We start from the raw sequence: 17,895 nt of genomic DNA on the forward strand, positions 1-17,895 counted from the left end.
GCTGCGTTTGCAGCGCGGTTTGTGTTGCGAGGGGGCGAATATTAGGCCAGCCAAGAGGATTGCGCAAGGGGTTACGTAAAAGAATTTTCCGATTCGCTAGAATCGCCGGATGACGTCGGATCTTACCTACCTGCCTGAACGCCTGGAAACTCGCCAGGCGGGGGCGCTCGATGCGCATGCACTGGCTGCCGCGCTGGCGCGTCCTATTGTATTTGTCGATCTGGAAACGACCGGTGCCGATGCCCAGCGTGACCGGATTACAGAAATCGGCGTGGTCGAAGTGGGGCCGGACGGTATTCAGGAATGGGACATCCTCCTGGACCCCGAAGCCAGCATCCCGCCATTCATCCAGGGGATGACTGGCATCACAGAAGAGATGGTGCGTGGCCAGCCGACCTTCGGCTCGATTGCAGAAGGACTGATCGAGCGCCTGCAGGGAAAGCTGTTCATTGCCCATAACGCGCGGTTCGACTACGGATTCCTGAAGACCGAGTTCCGGCGCGCCGGCCTGACGTTCCGGGCGGATGTGCTGTGCACCCTGCGCCTGTCCCGCTCCTTGTTCCCCTCGGTGGAGCGCCACGGGCTCGATGCGCTGATCGCCCGGTTTGACCTGGCACCGAAGGGGCGCCACCGTGCACTGGCCGATGCGGAACTGCTTTGGCAGTTCTGGCAAAAGGTCCATGGTATTTATTCCGTGGATCTTGTCGAAGCGGCGGTCAAATCATTGGTAAAGCATGCGAGCCTGCCGTCTGGCCTGACCGAGACATCGCTGGATGATGTTCCCGACCGTCCCGGCGTATATATGTTTCATGGCGACGATGACGCGCCGCTCTACGTCGGCAAGAGCATTCATCTGCGCCAGCGCATTCGCGCGCACTTCTCTGGTGATCACACCAACGGCAAGGACATGCAGTTGTCTCGTCAGGTGCGCCGGGTGGATTGGCGCGAGACTGGGTGCGAGGCCGGTGCGCTGCTATTGGAGGCGCACCTCGTCAAGTCGCTTCGCCCTCTATATAACCAGCAACTCCGTCACTACGACGAGTTGTTCGCCTGGGAGATGATGGAGGGCATGCCTGCGCCGCGCCTGCGCTCCAATCGCCTGACCGATTTCAGCCGTCACGCGGCACTCCATGGCGCGTTCACCAGCCGCACTGCGGCGCGCGCCTGGCTGGGAGCCCTGGCAAACGAGCACCGCCTTTGTCAGGTGACGTTGCTGTTGGAGCCGGCTGCGCGGCGGGGCAATCCTTGCTTTGCGCGGCAACTGCACCGTTGCAACGGTGCCTGCACCGGCGAAGAGTCCGGGCCGGCGCATGGCAGGCGGACGCTCGCCGTCATCGAGTCGCAGGCGTTACGGCGATGGCCGTTTGACGGCCCGGTCGCCTGGCGCGAGGCGGATCACCAGCCTTGGCATGTCATCGAGGACTGGTGCTACCTCGGCATGGCCAACACGCTGGAGGAAGCGGCGCAATTGACCGAGCCGCCGGCCCGCTTCGATATCGATACCTACCAGATCCTCTTGCCCTATCTGTCGGATCTGTTGGCTCGGGCCGTCCCGCTTGTATCGGCGCGAGGCTTCATGCTGACCGCTCCCACGCCCCTGCCAACCAGACGGGATGCTGCGGGCCGGCCGCGCCTGACTGCCCGGAGCCAGCTGAGGGACCGAGCCGCGGATACCTTGTCCCTGTTTGGGTAAGGCCCACGAATTGGTGCGGTAGCGCGCATAATCTTGCGACCTGCCGCTGTCAGCCCGGCAGGAAGTCGTCTAGTCTCCGACAAATGGGTCTGCCGCCCAAGATGGAGTCGCCATGCCTGCGTTGTCCCGCCATACAGCCTGTCGCCTCCTGCTCGCCCCGGCCGCGATCGCGCTGGCCGCCGCGTGCGCCAATATCGAAGGCGGCACCATGTCGCGCATCTTCGATTCCTGGAAAGGCGCGCCCATCGATCAGGCCAAGGCCCAATGGGGGCCGCCGAAGTCTGTACAGAACGTCTCCGGCGGTACCGCTTATATATGGAACGATGAAGTGCCCCTGGCACATGCCCCCGGATATGGCCCGCGCGATGCCGGATTGGAGCCGCCGCAGCGCTTCGGTCAGTGCCAGCGCAAGCTCATCGCCGGCCCCGACGGACACGTCAGCCGGGGCGAGTGGAGCGGCGATGCCTGCTGCACCCAGAGTCTGATTGGGCAATGCGCCAGGCTGGCGCGTAAGCCGGCCAGCACTGGCTGATCACCGATCGGACATCGCTACTCCAGCACGATGCCGCGCGCCCGCACCAGCGCGCCCCATTTCTTCACTTCGGCATCGATGAAACCAGACAACTCCGCGCTGCTGCCCGGCGCGGGCTGCAATCCCAGCGACAACAGTTTCTGACGGATCTGCGCATCTTCAAGCGCCTGACTCGCGTCGCGGTTGATCTGCTGGACGATGGCGGGCGGTGTCCCCGCCGGGGCCACGATGCCAAACCATCCATAGCCGATCACGCCAGGCACGCCCTGTTCTGCAAAAGTCGGCGCGTCCGGATAAACCGGTGTGCGCGCATCGGCTGCGACGGCGATCACGCGCAGCTTGCCGGCCTGGATGAATGGCAGCGCCGTGGTGATCGCGGTCAGCGTCGCATCGACACGTCCGGCCAGCAATTCCGTATATGCAGTGGCATCACCCCGGTAGTGGACATTGAGCGCCTTGAACTTCGATTGCGACGCGAACAACTCCGCCGTCAGGTGCGGCCCCGAGCCGATGCCCGGCGAGGCGAATGTCACGCCCTCGGGCTTCTGCTGCGCCATCTTCACGAAATCGCCAACGGTCTTGATGGGCGAGTTCGCGTTGACGATCAGGAAGACCGGGCCGAGCACACGCGGGCCCACAGCCACGAAATCCTTGTGGATGTCGAAGCGCTGCGACAGTCCGGCCCCGGTATTGATGGCGAACGGCGCGGCGGCCCAGAGCAGCGTGTAGCCGTCGGGCGCGGCGTGCGCCACGGATTCGCTCGCTACACGCGTGCCGGCGCCCGGCTTGTTTTCCACCACTACCTGCTGGCCGTACTTGCGGCTCAACGCCTCGGCCAGCACGCGTGCCGATGTATCGTTCGACCCGCCTGGGCCATAGGGCGAGACCAGTCGCACCGGCTTGGTGGGCCACGTATTGGCGAATGCGGAGGGAACGATGCCGGCCAGCATCATCGCGCCCACCAGTCGGCGGCGCACGAGGTTGGTCGGATTCATGATGCCTCCCTGACCCGCGCGATGGCCGGGTATCGATACGTCCTGTCGAGGTGCGAAGGCTGCGGAACGTAAAGGCGCAGTGCCACGTAGAACGGGCCAGCCGGCGCGGGAAGCCAGTTGCCTTGCTGTGCCGCATCGCTCGGCGGCTGCGCGGAAAGATGCAGGGTCAGGCTACCGTCCGGGCCACGTGCGAGCGAGGGCGAACGGTCGCCCAGCGAGTAGCGCGCGATCTCGTTCTGCACGAGCATGCAGTCACCTTTGTCGTACATGGTCAGCGACCAGAAGGCGCCGACCTCGGGCAGATTGTCGAGGGCGAAGTCGAGCCGGTAGGCATGGCGGCCATCGAGCGGGGCGTTATCGCCATCGCGGTCGGCGATGATGTACATCGCTTCCTGCACGCCCAGTGCGCCGATGTAGTTGCGTGCCACCAGCGCACGTTGCAGGTAGTTTGTGCCGTACGATTCGCGCACGTCCACCGACATCGCCCAGCCGCCGCCCATGTCCGATGCCTGCGGCTCGGCCAGATCCTTGAGCACATCCGTGAGCGCGCCAGCAAGTATGTCGAGCTGTGTTGCAGTAGCCGTCAAGCCTGCGCCGATGCCGACCTCGGCAAAGCGTCGCATCAGCCTGGCTTCGGCCACCGACGGCGCATTGTCGGCCAGCATCCAGTTGACGATCTCCGCGAACCGGCGCGCATCGCCAAGGTGCTCGCGCGGCTGCATGGAGACATCGAACGGGAACGCGGCAGGCGAACCGTCGATCCGGTTCAGCGCGATGGCGTCCTGCAAGGCGTGGACCGCCGGCAGGTCGGCTTCGCCATCGACGAGCAGCCGTCCGATCATCCACACGGCATTGGTCGCACATGCCACGGCATGCATGCCTTCCGGCACTACGCCATGCCAGTCCGGTCCATGCAGCAGGAACTTGCCTGCTTGCGTGCCTGTGGTGCGGCTGCCGATATAGCCGAACGGATTGGTGTAGGCGTCGAGCAGGCCGAGCACGTAGTAGCGGCCATTGAAGTCGGGGACGTCGATCACCACGGGCTCGCGCGAGAGGTCGAGCCACGCGTTGGTGTATAGCGTGTCGTTGTTTGGTGTGACCACTTGGCGATGCTGCGGGCCGAGCAGTTCACGCGTATGGATCAGGTGGTTCACCCAGCGCAGCGTGGAATCCGGACCATCGCCGGCAAAGTGCCCTGCGCGGTCACGGCGCGGGCAGGTTGCCGCGCGCATGCGCGCCATTTCGTACAGGGGCAGCGTGTGGATCACGGCATCGCGCGCCAGTTGCTGCAATTCGGTGTAGCTCTGCGGCATGAAGGTTGTCTCCGATCTGTTCTTGTATGGATAGGATGCCGCCGCTCAGGCGACCCGCTGCACGGCGGGAATCGCGTACTGCCCCGTCATGAATCCCGTAGTCGGGTGATACAGGCGCAGGATCAGGTAGAAGCTGCCTGCGGGCGCGGGCAGCCAGTTCGCATCGTCGGCGGGACGCTTGTGCGAGATGTCGATGACCAGCGAGCCATCGGCTTCCCAACGCAGGCCCGGCGTGCGGTCGCCCACGGCATAGCGGCCGGCTTCATTGGCGGTGAAGTAGCGATCCTCGCCATAGAGCGAGACTGACCAGAACGCCTCGGCGGGCGGCAGCCGGCCGGCATCGAAACGCAGCGCGTAGCTGTGCGATCCATGCAGTCGCTCGCCGTTGGCATCGAAATCCGACATCGCGTAGACGGCCTCGTCGGCGCGCAACGCTCCCAGTCCCTTCATCGCCGTACAGGCGCGCAGCAGCCAGTCATCGCCGTATATACCGAGCTTCAGGCTGTAGCCCCACGCCTTCTGGCCCTGGCTGCGCGTATGGGCCTCGATCAACGCCATACCCTGCGCGTAAGCACTGCGCAGGCCCGCGACAACCGATGCGCGCATCGACGCAATCTCTGGCTCGTCCTCGATCCGGATGCCTACCTTGCGCAGCAGCGTGAAGACGCCCTGCTCTTCGGCAGTGGGCGGAAAATCTCGCTGCGCGCGGAACAGGTTCTGGAAAAAGTCCATGGCGGCATCGCCGGTGTCCTGCCACTGCGTGACGCTGAGCGGACGCGCCGGGCCGGCGCTTTGCACAACCTGAAAGCCCTGTTCGAAGGCGTAGGCGCGCGGCAGATCCTCGGCGCCCGTGACCAGCACGCGCCCCAGCACCCAGACCAACGAAGTAGGCGAAGCCACGGCATTGGCCGAACTGGCCTGCCAACCGGGACCGACGATCTCCACATCTGCGCCTTCGGCGGGCACGTTGCGCGCGCCGAGATTGGCGAAGTTGTTGGTATGCGCGTCGAGCAGTTCCACCACGTAGAAGCGGTCGGCATCGGGCAGAGCGGGCACGCGCAGCGTCACCGGGCCATCGGCCAGGTTGAGCCAGCCGCAGAAGTACAGCAGGTCGTTGGCCGGCGTGACGATATCGCGGTCTTCGTGCGTCCACTGCCGCGTGCTGGCCGAGAGCATGTTCATCGGCGCGCGGCCATAACCCGTGGGAGCATCCACCGACGTCTGCAACTGGCAGGTACGCAGCGTCTCGATCAGCGGATAGCCGTAGATCACCAGCGGCAATGCGGCGGCGGCCACGAACGCCTCTTGCGGGCTGGCGTAGACCGGTGCGGAAATCGCGCGGGAGGCAAGCGCCTCGGGCGATGCGGGATGGTTCATGTCTGTGTCTCCTGTTTTCTGTTCGATGCGTTATTCGAGTGCGGCGCCGCTGGATTTCACGAGCGTGGCCCAGGTGCGGGTGTCCTCGCGGATCTGCGTCGTGAACTGCGTGCGGCTGATCGGCGCGTAGCGCATGCCGAAGCTGGCGATCTGCGCCTGCAGCGCGGGGTCCTGCATGGAGTGCTGCATCGCCTGATCCAGCTTGTCGACGATGGGTGTCGGCGTGCGCGCCGGGGCGAACAGCGCGAACCAGCTATCGAGCTTGAACGGAATGCCCGATTCGGCGAACGTGGGCACATCGGGCAGCGCCTCCGACCGCTCGGCGCCGGAGACGGCCAGCGCGCGGATCTTGCCGGCGCGAATCTGCGGCAGCGCGGCGGTCAGGTCTGCCATGGCGATCTGCAGCGTGCCGCCCATCAGGTCGTTCAACATCGGCGCCACACCCTTGTACGGCACATGGCGAAGGTGGATGCCGGCCGCCACGTTCAGGCTCTCGCCAGCCAGATGGCCGCCCGAACCCGGTCCCCACGAGCCGTAGGTCACGTCAGCACCGGGCTGCTTCGCCAGCGCGACCAGCGCCTTGATATCGCGCGCCGGGTAGGCTGGATTCGCGACGAGCACGTTGCCGCCGTACGCGATGCGTCCAATCGCCACGAAGTCGCGCAGCGGTTCGTACGGCAGCTTTGGATAGATCGACGGGGCGATGGCGTGCGTGCCCGAGATGCCGAGCAGCAGCGTATAGCCGTCCGGCGCCGCGCGTGCCACCTGTGCGCTGCCGATGGTGCCCGTAGCGCCGGCCACGTTTTCGACGATAACCGTGGCCTTGAGGTACGTCGACAGTCGTGCGGCCAGCAGTCGCCCCACCACATCCGTACCCCCGCCTGCCGGGAATGGCACCACGAGCCGGATCGGTTTGTCCGGATAGTTGTCGGCCGCCGTGGCGGGTCCTGACATGAAGCCCGTCGCCAGTGCCGCAATCGTCATGAAGGCCAGCCCGCGCAGCGTCCTGCGAATGGTGTGTCGCATGGGTGATGTCTCCTCTTGTAATGACGCTCAGCGCAGCGTGATGACTGCATCGGCAGCGACAAGGCCGTCGCGGCTGACGATGAACGGATTGATTTCGAGTGTGTCGAGCCGCTCGCCAATCGCATCCGCCACGCGCGATACGTTGACGAGCACATCGGCCACCGCATCCAGATCGAGCGATGGATGACCGCGATGCCCGGTACACAACGCTGCCGCGCGGCTCTGTTCGAGCATGGCCCGTGCACGTTGCCGCGACAGCGGTGCGAGGCCGAACGCCATCTGCCGAAAAATCTCCACGGCCGTGCCGCCAATACCCGCGAGCGCCACGAGTCCGAAGACCGGATCGCGCCGCACGCCCACCATGATCTCGCCCCAGCCGCGCACCATGCGCGCCACGATGGCACCTTCGAACGGCACCGGCTTGCCATCGGCGCCCTGTACGGTCCCTGCCGCATCCCGCACGCGCGCAAACGCCGCGCGTACCGCATCGGCATCCTGCAAGCCCAGTACCACGCCGCCGATATCGCTCTTGTGCAGCACATGGCGCGAGCAGAGCTTGACCGCCACCGGGAAGCCGATCGATTGCGCGACGCGCACCGCTTCGTCGGGATCGTGTGCCAGACCGTGCGGCGCCACGGGCACGCCAGCCTCGGCCAGCCATGTCATGGCCTCGGCTTCGGAGAGTGCGGCCACGCCATCGGGAACCGGCATGGACAGCTTCGATGTGGTGGACTGCGCCGTCCTGCCAGCGTCCGATGCCGTCGCTTCCATGGCAGCCGCGCGGGCCAGCGCCGCCACGGCTTCCATCGTGTGTGCGGGTTCGCGGAAGACCAGGCAACCGCGTGCCTCCAGCCATTCGCGTTTCTCGTCGTCCATCACGCCAGAGATCAGCAGCGGCGCGGCGCTGGGGTCGGCGGCCAGTCCGGTGATGGTGTCCTGCAGCGCCGTCCACAGGCGCGGCGCGTTGGCACCGCCGGCCAGGAATGCGGCCACGCTACCGTATTCGCCGCAGCGCGCCACGTTGGCGAGCGCGTCGACGAACACTTGCGGCTGCGCCACCACCTGACCCGTGACGTCGATGGGGTTGGTGGTGCTTGCGAATGGAATTGCCTTGCGCAATGCCTGCGCAGCGGCGGCGGGCATGGCCGGGAGCGGCAGGCCCTGTGTTTCGGCGCTGTCGGCCATCATGATGCCCACGCCGCCCGACACCGTGACAATGGCGACCGGCGCCACGGCATCGGCGGGCAGGCCCGAGCGGGAGGCCCACTGGCGAGGCCGGCTGCCGCGCGCGAGCGTGTACCCGAGCCGGAAAAACGCTTCGAGCGTATGCGCCCGATGCACGCCGTACTCGTCGAACACCGCCTGGTAGACGGCATCCTCGCCGGCCAGGCTGGCGGTATGCGATTGCGCGGCGCTGGCACCGGCCGCCGTGGTGCCGACCTTGGCGATGACCACAGGCTTGCCCGCGTCGCGTGCGGCAGCCAGTGCGCGACGCAGCCGCACGCCATCGCGCGCCCCTTCCATATAGGCCAAAATCACGCGTGTCTGCGGATCGTGCGCGAGCCATTCGATGACATCGGCCACTTGCAGGCCGGCCTCGTTGCCCGTGGTCACCCAGTGGCTCAAGCCAAGCTTGGCCTCGCGCGCCAGCGCAAACGCATACGCACCGAAGGCGCCGCTCTGGCTGACCAGTCCCACCTCACCCACGGGCGGCACGCCAGTCAGCGGAATGGGCGAGAACGTGCCGAACATGCGCTCGCGCAGATTCATCGCGCCGAGGCAGTTGGGGCCGAGCAGTTGCACGCCGTGGGCCTGTGCCTGCGAGGCCAGCGCGTGCTGGAGGGCATCGCCGCCCTCCACTTCGGCAAACCCGGAAGTGAAGACGATGGCGGCACGCGTACCGGCGCCACCCAGTTGCGCCATCACCTCGGGCGCTCCGGAGGCCGGCACGGCGACGATGGCCAAGTCCACGGGCTCGCCGATGGAGGCAATATCCGGATAGGCCCGCAGGCCCTGCACGGAGTCGGCACCGGGATTCACGGGGAAGACACGGCCCGCGTAGCCGAGTTCGGCGAGCAGTCGCACGGGGACACCGCCAACTTTATCGGGAGAGGTCGAAGCACCGACGATCGCGATCGACCGTGGGCACAGCAACGGCTGCAAATCCTGCATGTTGTCTCCATCCTCGATGCCTGCGGTACATGCCGCCAGCATTCGTTCGTGCGGGAATTCCGGTCCCGCGCCCGGCGGCTAGCGTCCCACGCCAGCCATGATCTCGATCGACCGCACCATCTCGCGCAGCAGTGGCGCCACGCGCTTCTCCATCGAACCTCGACGGACGCGCAGCCCCGGCATGGCGCAGTTGAACAGCAGCGGCCGGTTCAGATAGACGATGCGCGAATACACGCCCACGCCGTGGATACCCTCGCCGGCATCGCCCTCGTTCAGCGCGAAGCCGCGTTTTGGGTAGTGCGCCACGTTGTGGCACACGGTGTCGTAGCAGGCCGCGTATTCATCCGGCCGCTCCACGCGGGCGGCTTCCATCAGCGTTTCGAATTCACGTTTCGATTGCGTGCAGAGGAACGCGCGCCCCATCGCCGTGGTCATCACGCTGCGCACCGCGCCCACGGCCGGCCGGGCCGAGGTGCCTTCGTGATGCGTGCAGGATTCCAGATACGTCACGTCGAGCCGGTGTGCCACGCCCATCGACACGGCGCCCTCCACCTCGTTGGCCAGCGCCTGCATCAGGGGCCGGGCCAGATGCCGTACCTGCAGCCCGGCCAGGTAGGGATAGCCCAGCGCCAGCACTTGCGCGCCGACAAAATACTTGTCGAGCTTGGGGTCCCAGTCGAGATAGCCCAACTCGAACAATGTGCGGCAGATACGCGATACCGTGGCGCGGGGCAGTTGCAGCCGCTGCGACAGTTCGCCGTTGCCGAGCGGTCGTGGGTCGTCGATAAAGCAGCGCAGCAGCGCGAAGCCCTTGGCCAGCAGTCCGCCAAACGAGGGGTCCTCGAGGCGGCGCTCGGCAATGAATTGTTCGACGGGCTTGTTCATCGGCATGTCGTCTCCTGTTTCCCAGTGTGGTCGGCCCGATCATTGTGTGTCAAAAAGCGGAACGAATTTCCATATATTGGAAATACAGATCGTAAACCCCGACTTGACGGCCCTTGCGGCCATCCGTAACGTTCAAAACCGAATCCGAATTCGAATACGGAAAATTCTTATGCCTGCCCTGTCACCCAACATGGAATCGAGCCACGCCGCCTTCCCGCGCGTCGATACCACCTCCGTCCTCCAGCCGCCGCGCCAACGCCGTGCGCGCGAAACCGAGCAGGCGCTGCTGGCCGCCGGCCGTGAGTTGCTGGCCGAGCGCGATTTCACTGCGGTCTCGGTGGCCCAGATCGCGTCGGCCTGCCAGGTGTCGGTGGGCGCCTTCTACGGCCGCTTCCGGGACAAGATGGCATTCTTCGAGGCGCTGCGTGCGTCGGTGATGGAGGAGTCGGACAGTTCTGTGGCCCGCTACATGGCCGAGCATCGCTGGCAGGACGTGCCGCCGCGCCAGGTCATCGAGAAGACGCTGCACTTCATGGTCAATGGCTGCCGCAACAATCGCGGCGTGATTCGTGCGTCCCTCAAACACGCCACGGCGCGTCCCGAGGAATGGCTGCCGCATCAGCGCAATGGCCAGGAAATCATCGAACGGCTGGTGACAGTCGTGGTGCCGCGCCTGCCCGGCCCCCCCGAGGAAGCGGAACTGCGGCTGCGCTTTGCCATGCAGATGGCATTCGGCACGCTGGTCAACGCCATCCTGAACAATCCCGGCCCGTTCCCGCTCGACGACGACCGGCTGCCGCAGGAAATGTCGCGGATGGTCGCCAGCTACCTGCAGCTCGACGACGCCTGAACGACCGAAGCCCCCTGTTTTCCCTCGCTTCACCCACCAACCGCCCGCATCAGCCGCAACCATAGCGGCACGTCCCCGCTCGGACCGGGCCTATAACGAGGAGACACACCATGAAGCTTTCGAGCCTGGCCTGCGCGGCGCTTGCCGCCTTGCTGCCCCTGGCGGCATCCGCACAGGGCGACTATCCCAACAAGCCGGTGCGCCTGGTAGTGCCCTACCCGGCCGGCGGCCTGACCGACTCGCTGGCCCGCCAGGTGGCGGACGGGTTGTCGAAGCGGCTGGGGCAGCCCGTGGTCGTCGAAAACAAGAGCGGTGCCGGCGGCATCATCGGCACCGATTTCGTCGCCAAGTCGGCGGCGGACGGCTACACGTTGCTGATGACCATCCCCGGCCCGCTGACGGCCAACATCGCGCTCTACAAGAAGCTGCCCTACGATCCGCGCACCGAACTGCGGCCGATTTCCGACATCGCCAACGCGCGCACGGTGCTGACCGTCAACAGCACGGTGCCGGTGAAAACCGTCAACGAGCTGATTGCCTACGCCAAGAAGGAGCCGGGCAAGCTGCGCATGGGATCGTGGGGGCCGGGCACCCAGCCGCATACGTTCCAGGCGTACATGGACAAGACCTACAGCATCGACATCCTGCACGTACCGTATCGTGGCGAAGGCCCGATGGTGTCGGACCTGCTGGCCGGACAGGTGAACATGACGGTGGGTTCGGTGACCACGCTGCGCCAGCACATGGCCGCAGGCAAGTTGCGGCCGATTGCCGTGGCAGGCACCACGCGCGCCAAGGCGCTGCCCGACGTGCCGACCTTCACCGAGGCCGGTTACAGCGATGCCGCATACAAGATCATCGGCCCCATCACGCTGGTGGCGCCGGCCAAGACGCCGGAAGCCATCATCGAACGGCTGGGGCGCGAAACCTCCGCGCTGGTGAAGACGCCGGAGATGCAGGCCAAGATCGACGAGATGGGCGCCGAGCCTATCGGCAACACGCCCGCCGAGGCCGAGCGCGCCTACAAGGCGTATCTGCCCGTGATCCTCAAGCTGACGGCCGATACCGGCGTCACGCTGGACTGAGGCTGGATGGATGTTGCTGCGGCCATGCGTTCATCCTCCGAATGCATGGCACCGATGGCCGGCATGAATTCCGGCGGGCCTCGCTAGGTCCGCCGGCGTCGCGCATCTAGAATCGCGACATCGCAATTTCCCGATTTCCCTCCCCATGGCCACGCTATTTCTGGTCCGTCACGGACAAGCCTCTTTCGGTGCCGCCAACTATGACTGCCTGTCCGACGTGGGACGGCAGCAGGCGCGATGGCTAGGCGAATACTTCAAGGATCGCGGGGTGCAGTTTCGGCGTGTGGTGGCCGGCACACTGGTGCGTCAGCAGGACACGGCATCCGAGATCCTGAGCGGCATGGGCGTGGACGGGCTGGCCGTGGAGTCTCATGCGGGACTCAATGAATACGATGGGGAATCGCTCTATCGCAGCTTTACCGATGGTGCCGACCATCGGGCTCATCAGAATAGCGATTACCAGGACTACTGGCGCACGTTCCGGGCGGCCTTCGCAGCGTGGACGCAGGGCGAACTGAACGGCATGCCGGAAACCTGGATCGATTTTGGCGCGCGCATGCAGACTGCCCTGTCGAATGCCGTGGAAGGGGCCGCGCGCGAGGATTCACTACTCGTGGTCAGTTCGGGCGGTGCAATTGGCCGCGCCGTGGCCGACCTGCTCGGCGCACCTACGCAAACCGCCATCGAACTGAACCTGCAATTCCGCAATACCGGCTTCTGCGAACTGATCGTCGGCCGGGGCACGCAGCGTCTGCTGAGCTTTAACAACGTGCCGCACCTCGAACGCGCCGAACGGCGCAGCGCGATTACCTTCGCCTAGCGGGCATTTCCGGCATTCCCGGCCTTACATGAGGCGGGCGATGGCCTCGGCACGGATTGCCTCTGACTTGACCTTCAGGCGCAGGGCGGCATCCGCGCCGCGCTCGTTGGCCACACGTTCGATAAAGGCCGTGCGCGCCGGATCGGCCAGTGTCGCTACGTGCGAAGCCTCGCAGAAAATCTTCCAGGCCATGGGCTGGCCGTTGTAATCATCACGACGGCGCAGCATGGCAGCGTCGATGGCGCGGGCGATCACGGCGTCGTGTGCAAAGGTGGAATGGGTGCGGGTGGCGAAGGTCTGGAACATGGTGGTCTCCCGGTCGGCAAGTCTTATGGCTGGCGATCTTGTTCACCGGATACAGTCTGCAAGCGACATGCCAATATCGGCACCGATCAGGCCAACCCATACCGCTGTTTGAAGCGATGCGGCGCCAGGCCGCGCCAGGCGGTCGTTTCAGACTGCCCCACCCCACTTCAGTCGGGCGGAAGAATGCCGCTCCGGCACTCGCCAAACACGCTGCCGGAAACAAAAAAGGCGTTACGGGTTACGTAACGCCTTGCTTGTGCCGCGTGACATGGTCCTCATGCGCGAGCGCCGTCCAGGTACGGGTCGAACGTGCGGCCGGGGGCAGCCGAGACACCGATCTGGTCACGTCCGGCGATGAAGCGCGCGCCGTCGTTATAGGGGTCGGCGTTGCGGGCACCGTCCAGATACGGATCAGCTGTGCGAGCCGGGGCAGCCGAGACGCCCACCTTGTCGAGGCCGGCAACCGTGCGGGCGCCGTCCGTGAACGTATCCACCTTGCCGGCACGGGCGCCGTCGGTGAAGGCGTCGTGTGTGCGGAATTCATAACCATACTTGTCTGCGGAAACCGTCGTGCGGAACTGGTAACCATACTGGTCGGCCGGGACGGTGCCGGCTTGGGCGGTGCCCAGCGCAGCCAGCGACAGGACGAGGGCAGAAGCGATATTCAGGGCGTTGGTCTTGGTCATGATGCTCTCCGGTAAAAAACGATCAAAAATTTGTAGGTTGGTTTGTATGGTCCGGCGCGGTTCGGCCTGGCTACTTTCTTCGCTGCCCGCTTTGTTGCGCGCCGTCCATGAACAGAACTATAGGCTTCCGCCCTCATCGTAAAATCGCCATGTTAAGGACGAGTCATTCAATTTTTTTGAATCGAGGTTGGGCGACGCATGCGCCCGGCAGGCGACTTGCCTGCGCGATGCCGCGCCGCAATGCGCTACAGTGACGCGCATGCTGGCTCACCGACGGTGATCGACCACCGCTTGCGCCCTTCCATGCATCGTTTGCGCCCCCGCTCCCTGTTCTGCCTGCTGTCTCTCTGGACGGCTGCCCTGCTGCTCGTGCTGGCGGGTGGCAATCCGGCTATGGCCGCCGGATCGCCCATCCTCGCCGCCGTTCAGAAGGCCGAAGCCCCGCCAGCCTCGGCGCCTGCCGCCAGTGCCCCGCTGGCCCAATCGCTCGACGAGGTCATCCACACGTTGCAGAACGACAAGGACCGCCAGGCACTTGTCACGCAACTACAGACGCTGCGACGCGGGTTGGATGCGTCAGCGGCCGGTGCCTCTTCGGCTGCCGCATCCGCCAGCGACGCATCACCGGGCCTGATTGGCGCGGTGGCCCAGGCGCTGCAGGACATCGACCGCGCGCCGCACAAGGACCGCGGTCCGTGGCAGTACTGGCGCTGGCGTATCGACTTCGCGGGCGAGGAGTGGCATGAGGCGCTGACCGTTGGACGCACACGCAGCAGCCTGGAATCGTGGCGCGAGTTCGGCGTCGTGCTGTTGGGCTGGGCGGCCACGGGCTGGGTCTTCTTCGAACTGTCGCGACGCCTGCACCGCAGCCGGGTGCGCGGCCCGCGTCCCACACCGCTGCCCACGGTGCCCTCGTGGATCGACGTGGGCATCTATTTCCTGCGGCGCATCGGACCATGGATCATCGCGTTCGGGCTGACGCTGCTGCTGGCCTACCAGGTCTTCGGACGCACGCCAGCCAGCATGGGCGCGGTGCTCGTGGCCTATGCCATCGTGGCGGGCGCCATCATGTCGGCGGTCTGCCAGGTCATCTTTGCGCTGTTCCAGTCGGGCCACCGGCGGGCCGCGGTGCGCGACCTGCTCGGGCATTCACCGCTGCTGTTGTTCGTGACCGGGGCACTGGCAGCGCTGGGCGAAGCCAACACCGACCCGCGTGTGATTGCTTCGTTGGGCGTCAATCTGTCGGCGCTGATCAGCACGCTGGCCAATATCCTGGCGGCCATCCTGATTGGCGTCTTCGCGGTACGTTTCCGCCGCGCCATTGGCCAGCTCATCGCCTGCCGCCCGTTTGCGTTCCGCCAGGAACATCCCGCGCTGATGGACTTGCTGCGCATGACGGGCGAGGCGTGGTACCTGCCGATGCTCGCCGTGGTGGTGGCGTCGGTCATCGGCACGATCATGGCCACGGGTCATGCCGATGAATTCCTGCGACGCGCGGTGTTGACCGTGGCGCTGTTCGTCAGCGCCACGTTGCTGACGCTTGTCGTAGGCCGCTCGCCCAAGGCCACCAAGCGCGCGCCCCGGCTACGCGACCGCCGGCGTTCGGCGTATATCCAGCGGTTCGGGCGTTTTGGCGTGGCCATCGTGCGCGTGGCCATCTGGGTGGCCTTCCTCGAACTCAATGCGCGCATCTGGAACACCTCGTTGATGCGACTGGCCGAGGCCACCGTCCTGGGCCGTCATATCACCCAATCGATCCTGAGCGTGATCGGCGTGGTGCTGCTGGCCTGGCTGGTCTGGCTACTGATCGACACCGCCATCACGCAGTCGCTCACTCCCGGTAACACCCGCGCGCCGCAGCCAAGCCTGCGCGCCCGGACGATCCTGCCGCTGGTGCGCAATGCCTCATTCGTGGCCCTGCTGGTGGTGGCGATGATTGCAGTGCTGGCCAACCTGGGCGTCAACGTCACGCCGCTGCTCGCGGGCGCGGGCGTGGTCGGGCTGGCCATCGGCTTCGGTGCGCAAAGCCTGGTGCAGGACCTGATCACCGGCCTGTTCATCGTGATCGAGGATTCCATTGCGATCGGGGATTCGATCGAACTGCCGGACCACTCGGGCGTGGTGGAGGGCATGACGATCCGCACGGTGCGGCTGCGCGACGGCAAGGGCGCGCTGCACACGCTGCCCTACAGCCAGATCAAGGCTGTCAAAAATCTGTCACGCGGCTACGCGTTCGCGGTCTTCAATATCTCGATTTCCTACCAGAGCGATTTCGACCGCGCGCTGGAAATCATTCGCGAGACCGGCGCCGAGGTGTCTTCGGACTATCGCTATAGCCGCAACCTGCTATCGGGACTCGACATCCTTGGCCTCGACCGGTTCGATCCGAACGGACAGGTGGTGCTGGCCCAGTTCAAGACCCGCCCCCTGATGCAGTCCGACATCTCGCGCGCCTTCAATATCCGGCTCAAACGCAACTTCGATGCGGAGGGCATCCGGATGGCAGCACCCTACGTGACCGTTCAGGTGGATGGCGGAAGTGCCGAAAATGCCATCGCTGCCGCGGCTGGCGCAGGCGCCGAAATCGTCACGTCCAAAGCGCCGTCTACGACATGATTTCGGCCGGGATGTGGAGGGCGGGTCTCGCCCGCTGCCGGCTGTCTCATTTACGCCAAGAAAAATCCGGACATTCTTGTCTATTAGTTTGAAATAGGTCCGTCGCCGCATTACTATCTCGCCAACTTCGACAGCGCCCGACGTAGACCGGTGCACTGTCCCCAATCAACCGGAAAGGCAGGCGCGGCGCAGGTTTTGAGCAAGCGCCCCCTCCCACGGCGGGATGTTCCCGCATCCGGTTTTTGCACGATGATCCGATACACGGCAAGACGCACCCATCGCTCGATGAGTGCCGGTTGCCCGCAGTGGAATCAACACAAAAGAAGGTCGCGCCAAGCTGCAGCGGCCTGAGGAAAGAAGGCGTTTGCCACCGGGGAAAAATGAAATGGGCGAACACTTGCCTGGCGACGACGTATTCCATCGCCTCGTCGACCGCATCTATGAATCGGCCATGGACGTGGCGGCCATGCCGGCCGCACTGGACCTGTTCTCCCGCTATACCTGCTCGGAAAGCCCGAGCTACCTGATATGGGACAAGCTCGCGGGACAGGCGCGCCTTGGGGTGACACCGCACGGTTGCTTCACCAATGCCAGCAGCATGCCCGAGAGCATGCGCGCCCTGCCCTCGCGCGCGAGCGTGGCACTGGCCACCGCCGGCGACATCGGCGATGTCGGACACGTTGACGCGCATATCGACTACAGCGGACTGTCTGGCGGCATCCGCCTGTTCGACACGCACGACGTGTGCGTCTGGATGAGCGCCACTCCGGGTTGCGATCGCTGCACCGAGCACGACTGCAATCGGCGTGTGGCCCATGTCATGCCTCACTGGGCACGCGCTGCGCGCATGCAGCACCGCAATTTCGAGTTGAGCGGCCTGGCCTCGCTGGGGCTGGCCAGCCTCGACACCCTCGACTTCGGCGTGATGATCCTGCAGGCCGACATGCGCGTGCGTTACGCCAACAGTTGGGCCGAAGCGCTTGTGCAGGCCGACACGCACCTGGCGCTGGATAACGGCGTGCTCTGCGCCCAGCCCGATTCACTGCAATCGGTGCTGGCCAGGATGCTCGACAACGCCGCGCACGGTGGCCGCCATGGCGGCGCCGCGGCGGGCTCGTGGATGCACATCACCTCGGGCGGACAGCCCGTGCCGATCATCGTGATGCCGCTGGTCTCGCGCCAGCCGGTGGAAGGCCCCTGGCAACTGCCGATGGCCATGATGCTGCTCGGCAACTCGGAATCGCGTTCGGTGCTGGACGCCGCGGTGCTGACGTCGCTGTTCGGCCTGTCGAAGAAGGAAAGCATCATCGCGATCCGACTGGCCGCCGGCGAGACACTGAACGAGATCGCGGAGCGCGAATTCCTGTCGCCCCACACGGTGCGGGTCCATATCCGCGACACGCTGCGCAAGACCGGCACGCACCGCCAGTCGGAGCTGGTGCGCCTGCTGCATCTGCTGCCGGGCGTGGACCTGGAACGCGCCGGGGCGTGTTCGGCGGCCCGTCCGCGCACGGGGCACGCGCGCAAGGATTAACCGGG

15 protein-coding genes are annotated in these 17,895 nt (G+C 65.5%); 7 read left to right on the top strand and 8 right to left on the bottom strand.

Annotation, left to right across the window (positions count from 1 at the left end; genetic code table 11):
• The first annotated feature begins 109 nt into the window (after window positions 1-109).
• Both ABDB81_RS21825 and ABDB81_RS21830 read left to right on the top strand, forming a co-directional pair.
• Entirely contained in the window at window positions 110-1,693 is a 1,584-nt protein-coding gene (locus ABDB81_RS21825; RefSeq protein ID WP_346813572.1) for an exonuclease domain-containing protein, read from the top strand.
• A gap of 112 nt (window positions 1,694-1,805) precedes the next feature.
• Window positions 1,806-2,225 carry a hypothetical protein gene (locus ABDB81_RS21830; RefSeq protein ID WP_160474127.1) on the top strand — a complete coding sequence of 140 codons (420 nt, stop codon included), beginning with the start codon at window positions 1,806-1,808 and terminating at the stop codon, window positions 2,223-2,225.
• A 17-nt stretch (window positions 2,226-2,242) separates the two neighbouring features.
• Here the strand turns inward: ABDB81_RS21830 and ABDB81_RS21835 are convergent, their stop codons facing one another.
• From ABDB81_RS21835 to ABDB81_RS21860, 6 genes are all read right to left on the bottom strand, one after another.
• The gene (locus tag ABDB81_RS21835; RefSeq protein ID WP_137926346.1) at window positions 2,243-3,220 is read right to left on the bottom strand and encodes a tripartite tricarboxylate transporter substrate binding protein; all 978 of its coding nucleotides are present in this window, start codon (window positions 3,218-3,220) and stop codon (window positions 2,243-2,245) included.
• Complete coding sequence (locus tag ABDB81_RS21840; RefSeq protein WP_346813573.1) at window positions 3,217-4,533, bottom strand: DUF1254 domain-containing protein; 1,317 nt, start codon at window positions 4,531-4,533, stop codon at window positions 3,217-3,219. The genes ABDB81_RS21835 and ABDB81_RS21840 overlap by 4 nt, the downstream gene beginning before the upstream one ends.
• A 45-nt stretch (window positions 4,534-4,578) precedes the next feature.
• Window positions 4,579-5,910 carry a DUF1254 domain-containing protein gene (locus tag ABDB81_RS21845; RefSeq protein WP_346813574.1) on the bottom strand — a complete coding sequence of 444 codons (1,332 nt, stop codon included), beginning with the start codon at window positions 5,908-5,910 and terminating at the stop codon, window positions 4,579-4,581.
• A 30-nt stretch (window positions 5,911-5,940) separates the two neighbouring features.
• Entirely contained in the window at window positions 5,941-6,936 is a 996-nt protein-coding gene (locus ABDB81_RS21850; RefSeq protein ID WP_160474130.1) for a tripartite tricarboxylate transporter substrate binding protein, read from the bottom strand.
• A gap of 27 nt (window positions 6,937-6,963) precedes the next feature.
• Complete coding sequence (locus ABDB81_RS21855; RefSeq protein ID WP_137926342.1) at window positions 6,964-9,108, bottom strand: acetate--CoA ligase family protein; 2,145 nt, start codon at window positions 9,106-9,108, stop codon at window positions 6,964-6,966.
• A 78-nt stretch (window positions 9,109-9,186) separates the two neighbouring features.
• Window positions 9,187-9,993: a helix-turn-helix domain-containing protein gene (locus ABDB81_RS21860; RefSeq protein ID WP_137926358.1), complete on the bottom strand. Its 807-nt coding sequence runs from the start codon at window positions 9,991-9,993 to the stop codon at window positions 9,187-9,189.
• A gap of 169 nt (window positions 9,994-10,162) precedes the next feature.
• Here ABDB81_RS21860 and ABDB81_RS21865 point away from each other — a divergent pair, with 169 nt between their 5' ends.
• The 3 genes from ABDB81_RS21865 (at window position 10,163) to ABDB81_RS21875 (ending at window position 12,748) form a co-directional block, all read left to right on the top strand.
• Window positions 10,163-10,843, top strand: a complete 681-nt coding sequence (locus ABDB81_RS21865) for a TetR/AcrR family transcriptional regulator (protein ID WP_137926341.1) — start codon at window positions 10,163-10,165, stop codon at window positions 10,841-10,843.
• Window positions 10,844-10,953: 110 nt separating this feature from the next.
• On the top strand, window positions 10,954-11,928 hold the full coding sequence (locus ABDB81_RS21870; protein ID WP_137926340.1) for a tripartite tricarboxylate transporter substrate binding protein: 975 nt from the start codon (window positions 10,954-10,956) through the stop codon (window positions 11,926-11,928).
• Between the two features lie 145 nt (window positions 11,929-12,073).
• Window positions 12,074-12,748 carry a histidine phosphatase family protein gene (locus ABDB81_RS21875; RefSeq protein ID WP_346813575.1) on the top strand — a complete coding sequence of 225 codons (675 nt, stop codon included), beginning with the start codon at window positions 12,074-12,076 and terminating at the stop codon, window positions 12,746-12,748.
• Between the two features lie 24 nt (window positions 12,749-12,772).
• Here ABDB81_RS21875 and ABDB81_RS21880 read toward each other — a convergent pair whose 3' ends face one another.
• Together ABDB81_RS21880 and ABDB81_RS21885 are read right to left on the bottom strand one after the other, a co-directional pair.
• On the bottom strand, window positions 12,773-13,054 hold the full coding sequence (locus ABDB81_RS21880) for a hypothetical protein (protein ID WP_346813576.1): 282 nt from the start codon (window positions 13,052-13,054) through the stop codon (window positions 12,773-12,775).
• A 275-nt stretch (window positions 13,055-13,329) separates the two neighbouring features.
• The gene (locus tag ABDB81_RS21885) at window positions 13,330-13,740 is read right to left on the bottom strand and encodes a hypothetical protein (RefSeq protein ID WP_346813577.1); all 411 of its coding nucleotides are present in this window, start codon (window positions 13,738-13,740) and stop codon (window positions 13,330-13,332) included.
• Between the two features lie 303 nt (window positions 13,741-14,043).
• Here ABDB81_RS21885 and ABDB81_RS21890 point away from each other — a divergent pair, with 303 nt between their 5' ends.
• Together ABDB81_RS21890 and ABDB81_RS21895 are read left to right on the top strand one after the other, a co-directional pair.
• On the top strand, window positions 14,044-16,356 hold the full coding sequence (locus ABDB81_RS21890; protein ID WP_137926336.1) for a mechanosensitive ion channel family protein: 2,313 nt from the start codon (window positions 14,044-14,046) through the stop codon (window positions 16,354-16,356).
• A gap of 385 nt (window positions 16,357-16,741) precedes the next feature.
• Window positions 16,742-17,890 (top strand): helix-turn-helix transcriptional regulator, encoded by a 1,149-nt coding sequence (locus tag ABDB81_RS21895; protein ID WP_137926335.1) that lies wholly within the window; start codon window positions 16,742-16,744, stop codon window positions 17,888-17,890.
• The last annotated feature ends 5 nt before the right edge of the window (window positions 17,891-17,895 follow it).

Source organism: Cupriavidus sp. DL-D2 (assembly GCF_039710735.1).
Lineage (GTDB): Bacteria > Pseudomonadota > Gammaproteobacteria > Burkholderiales > Burkholderiaceae > Cupriavidus.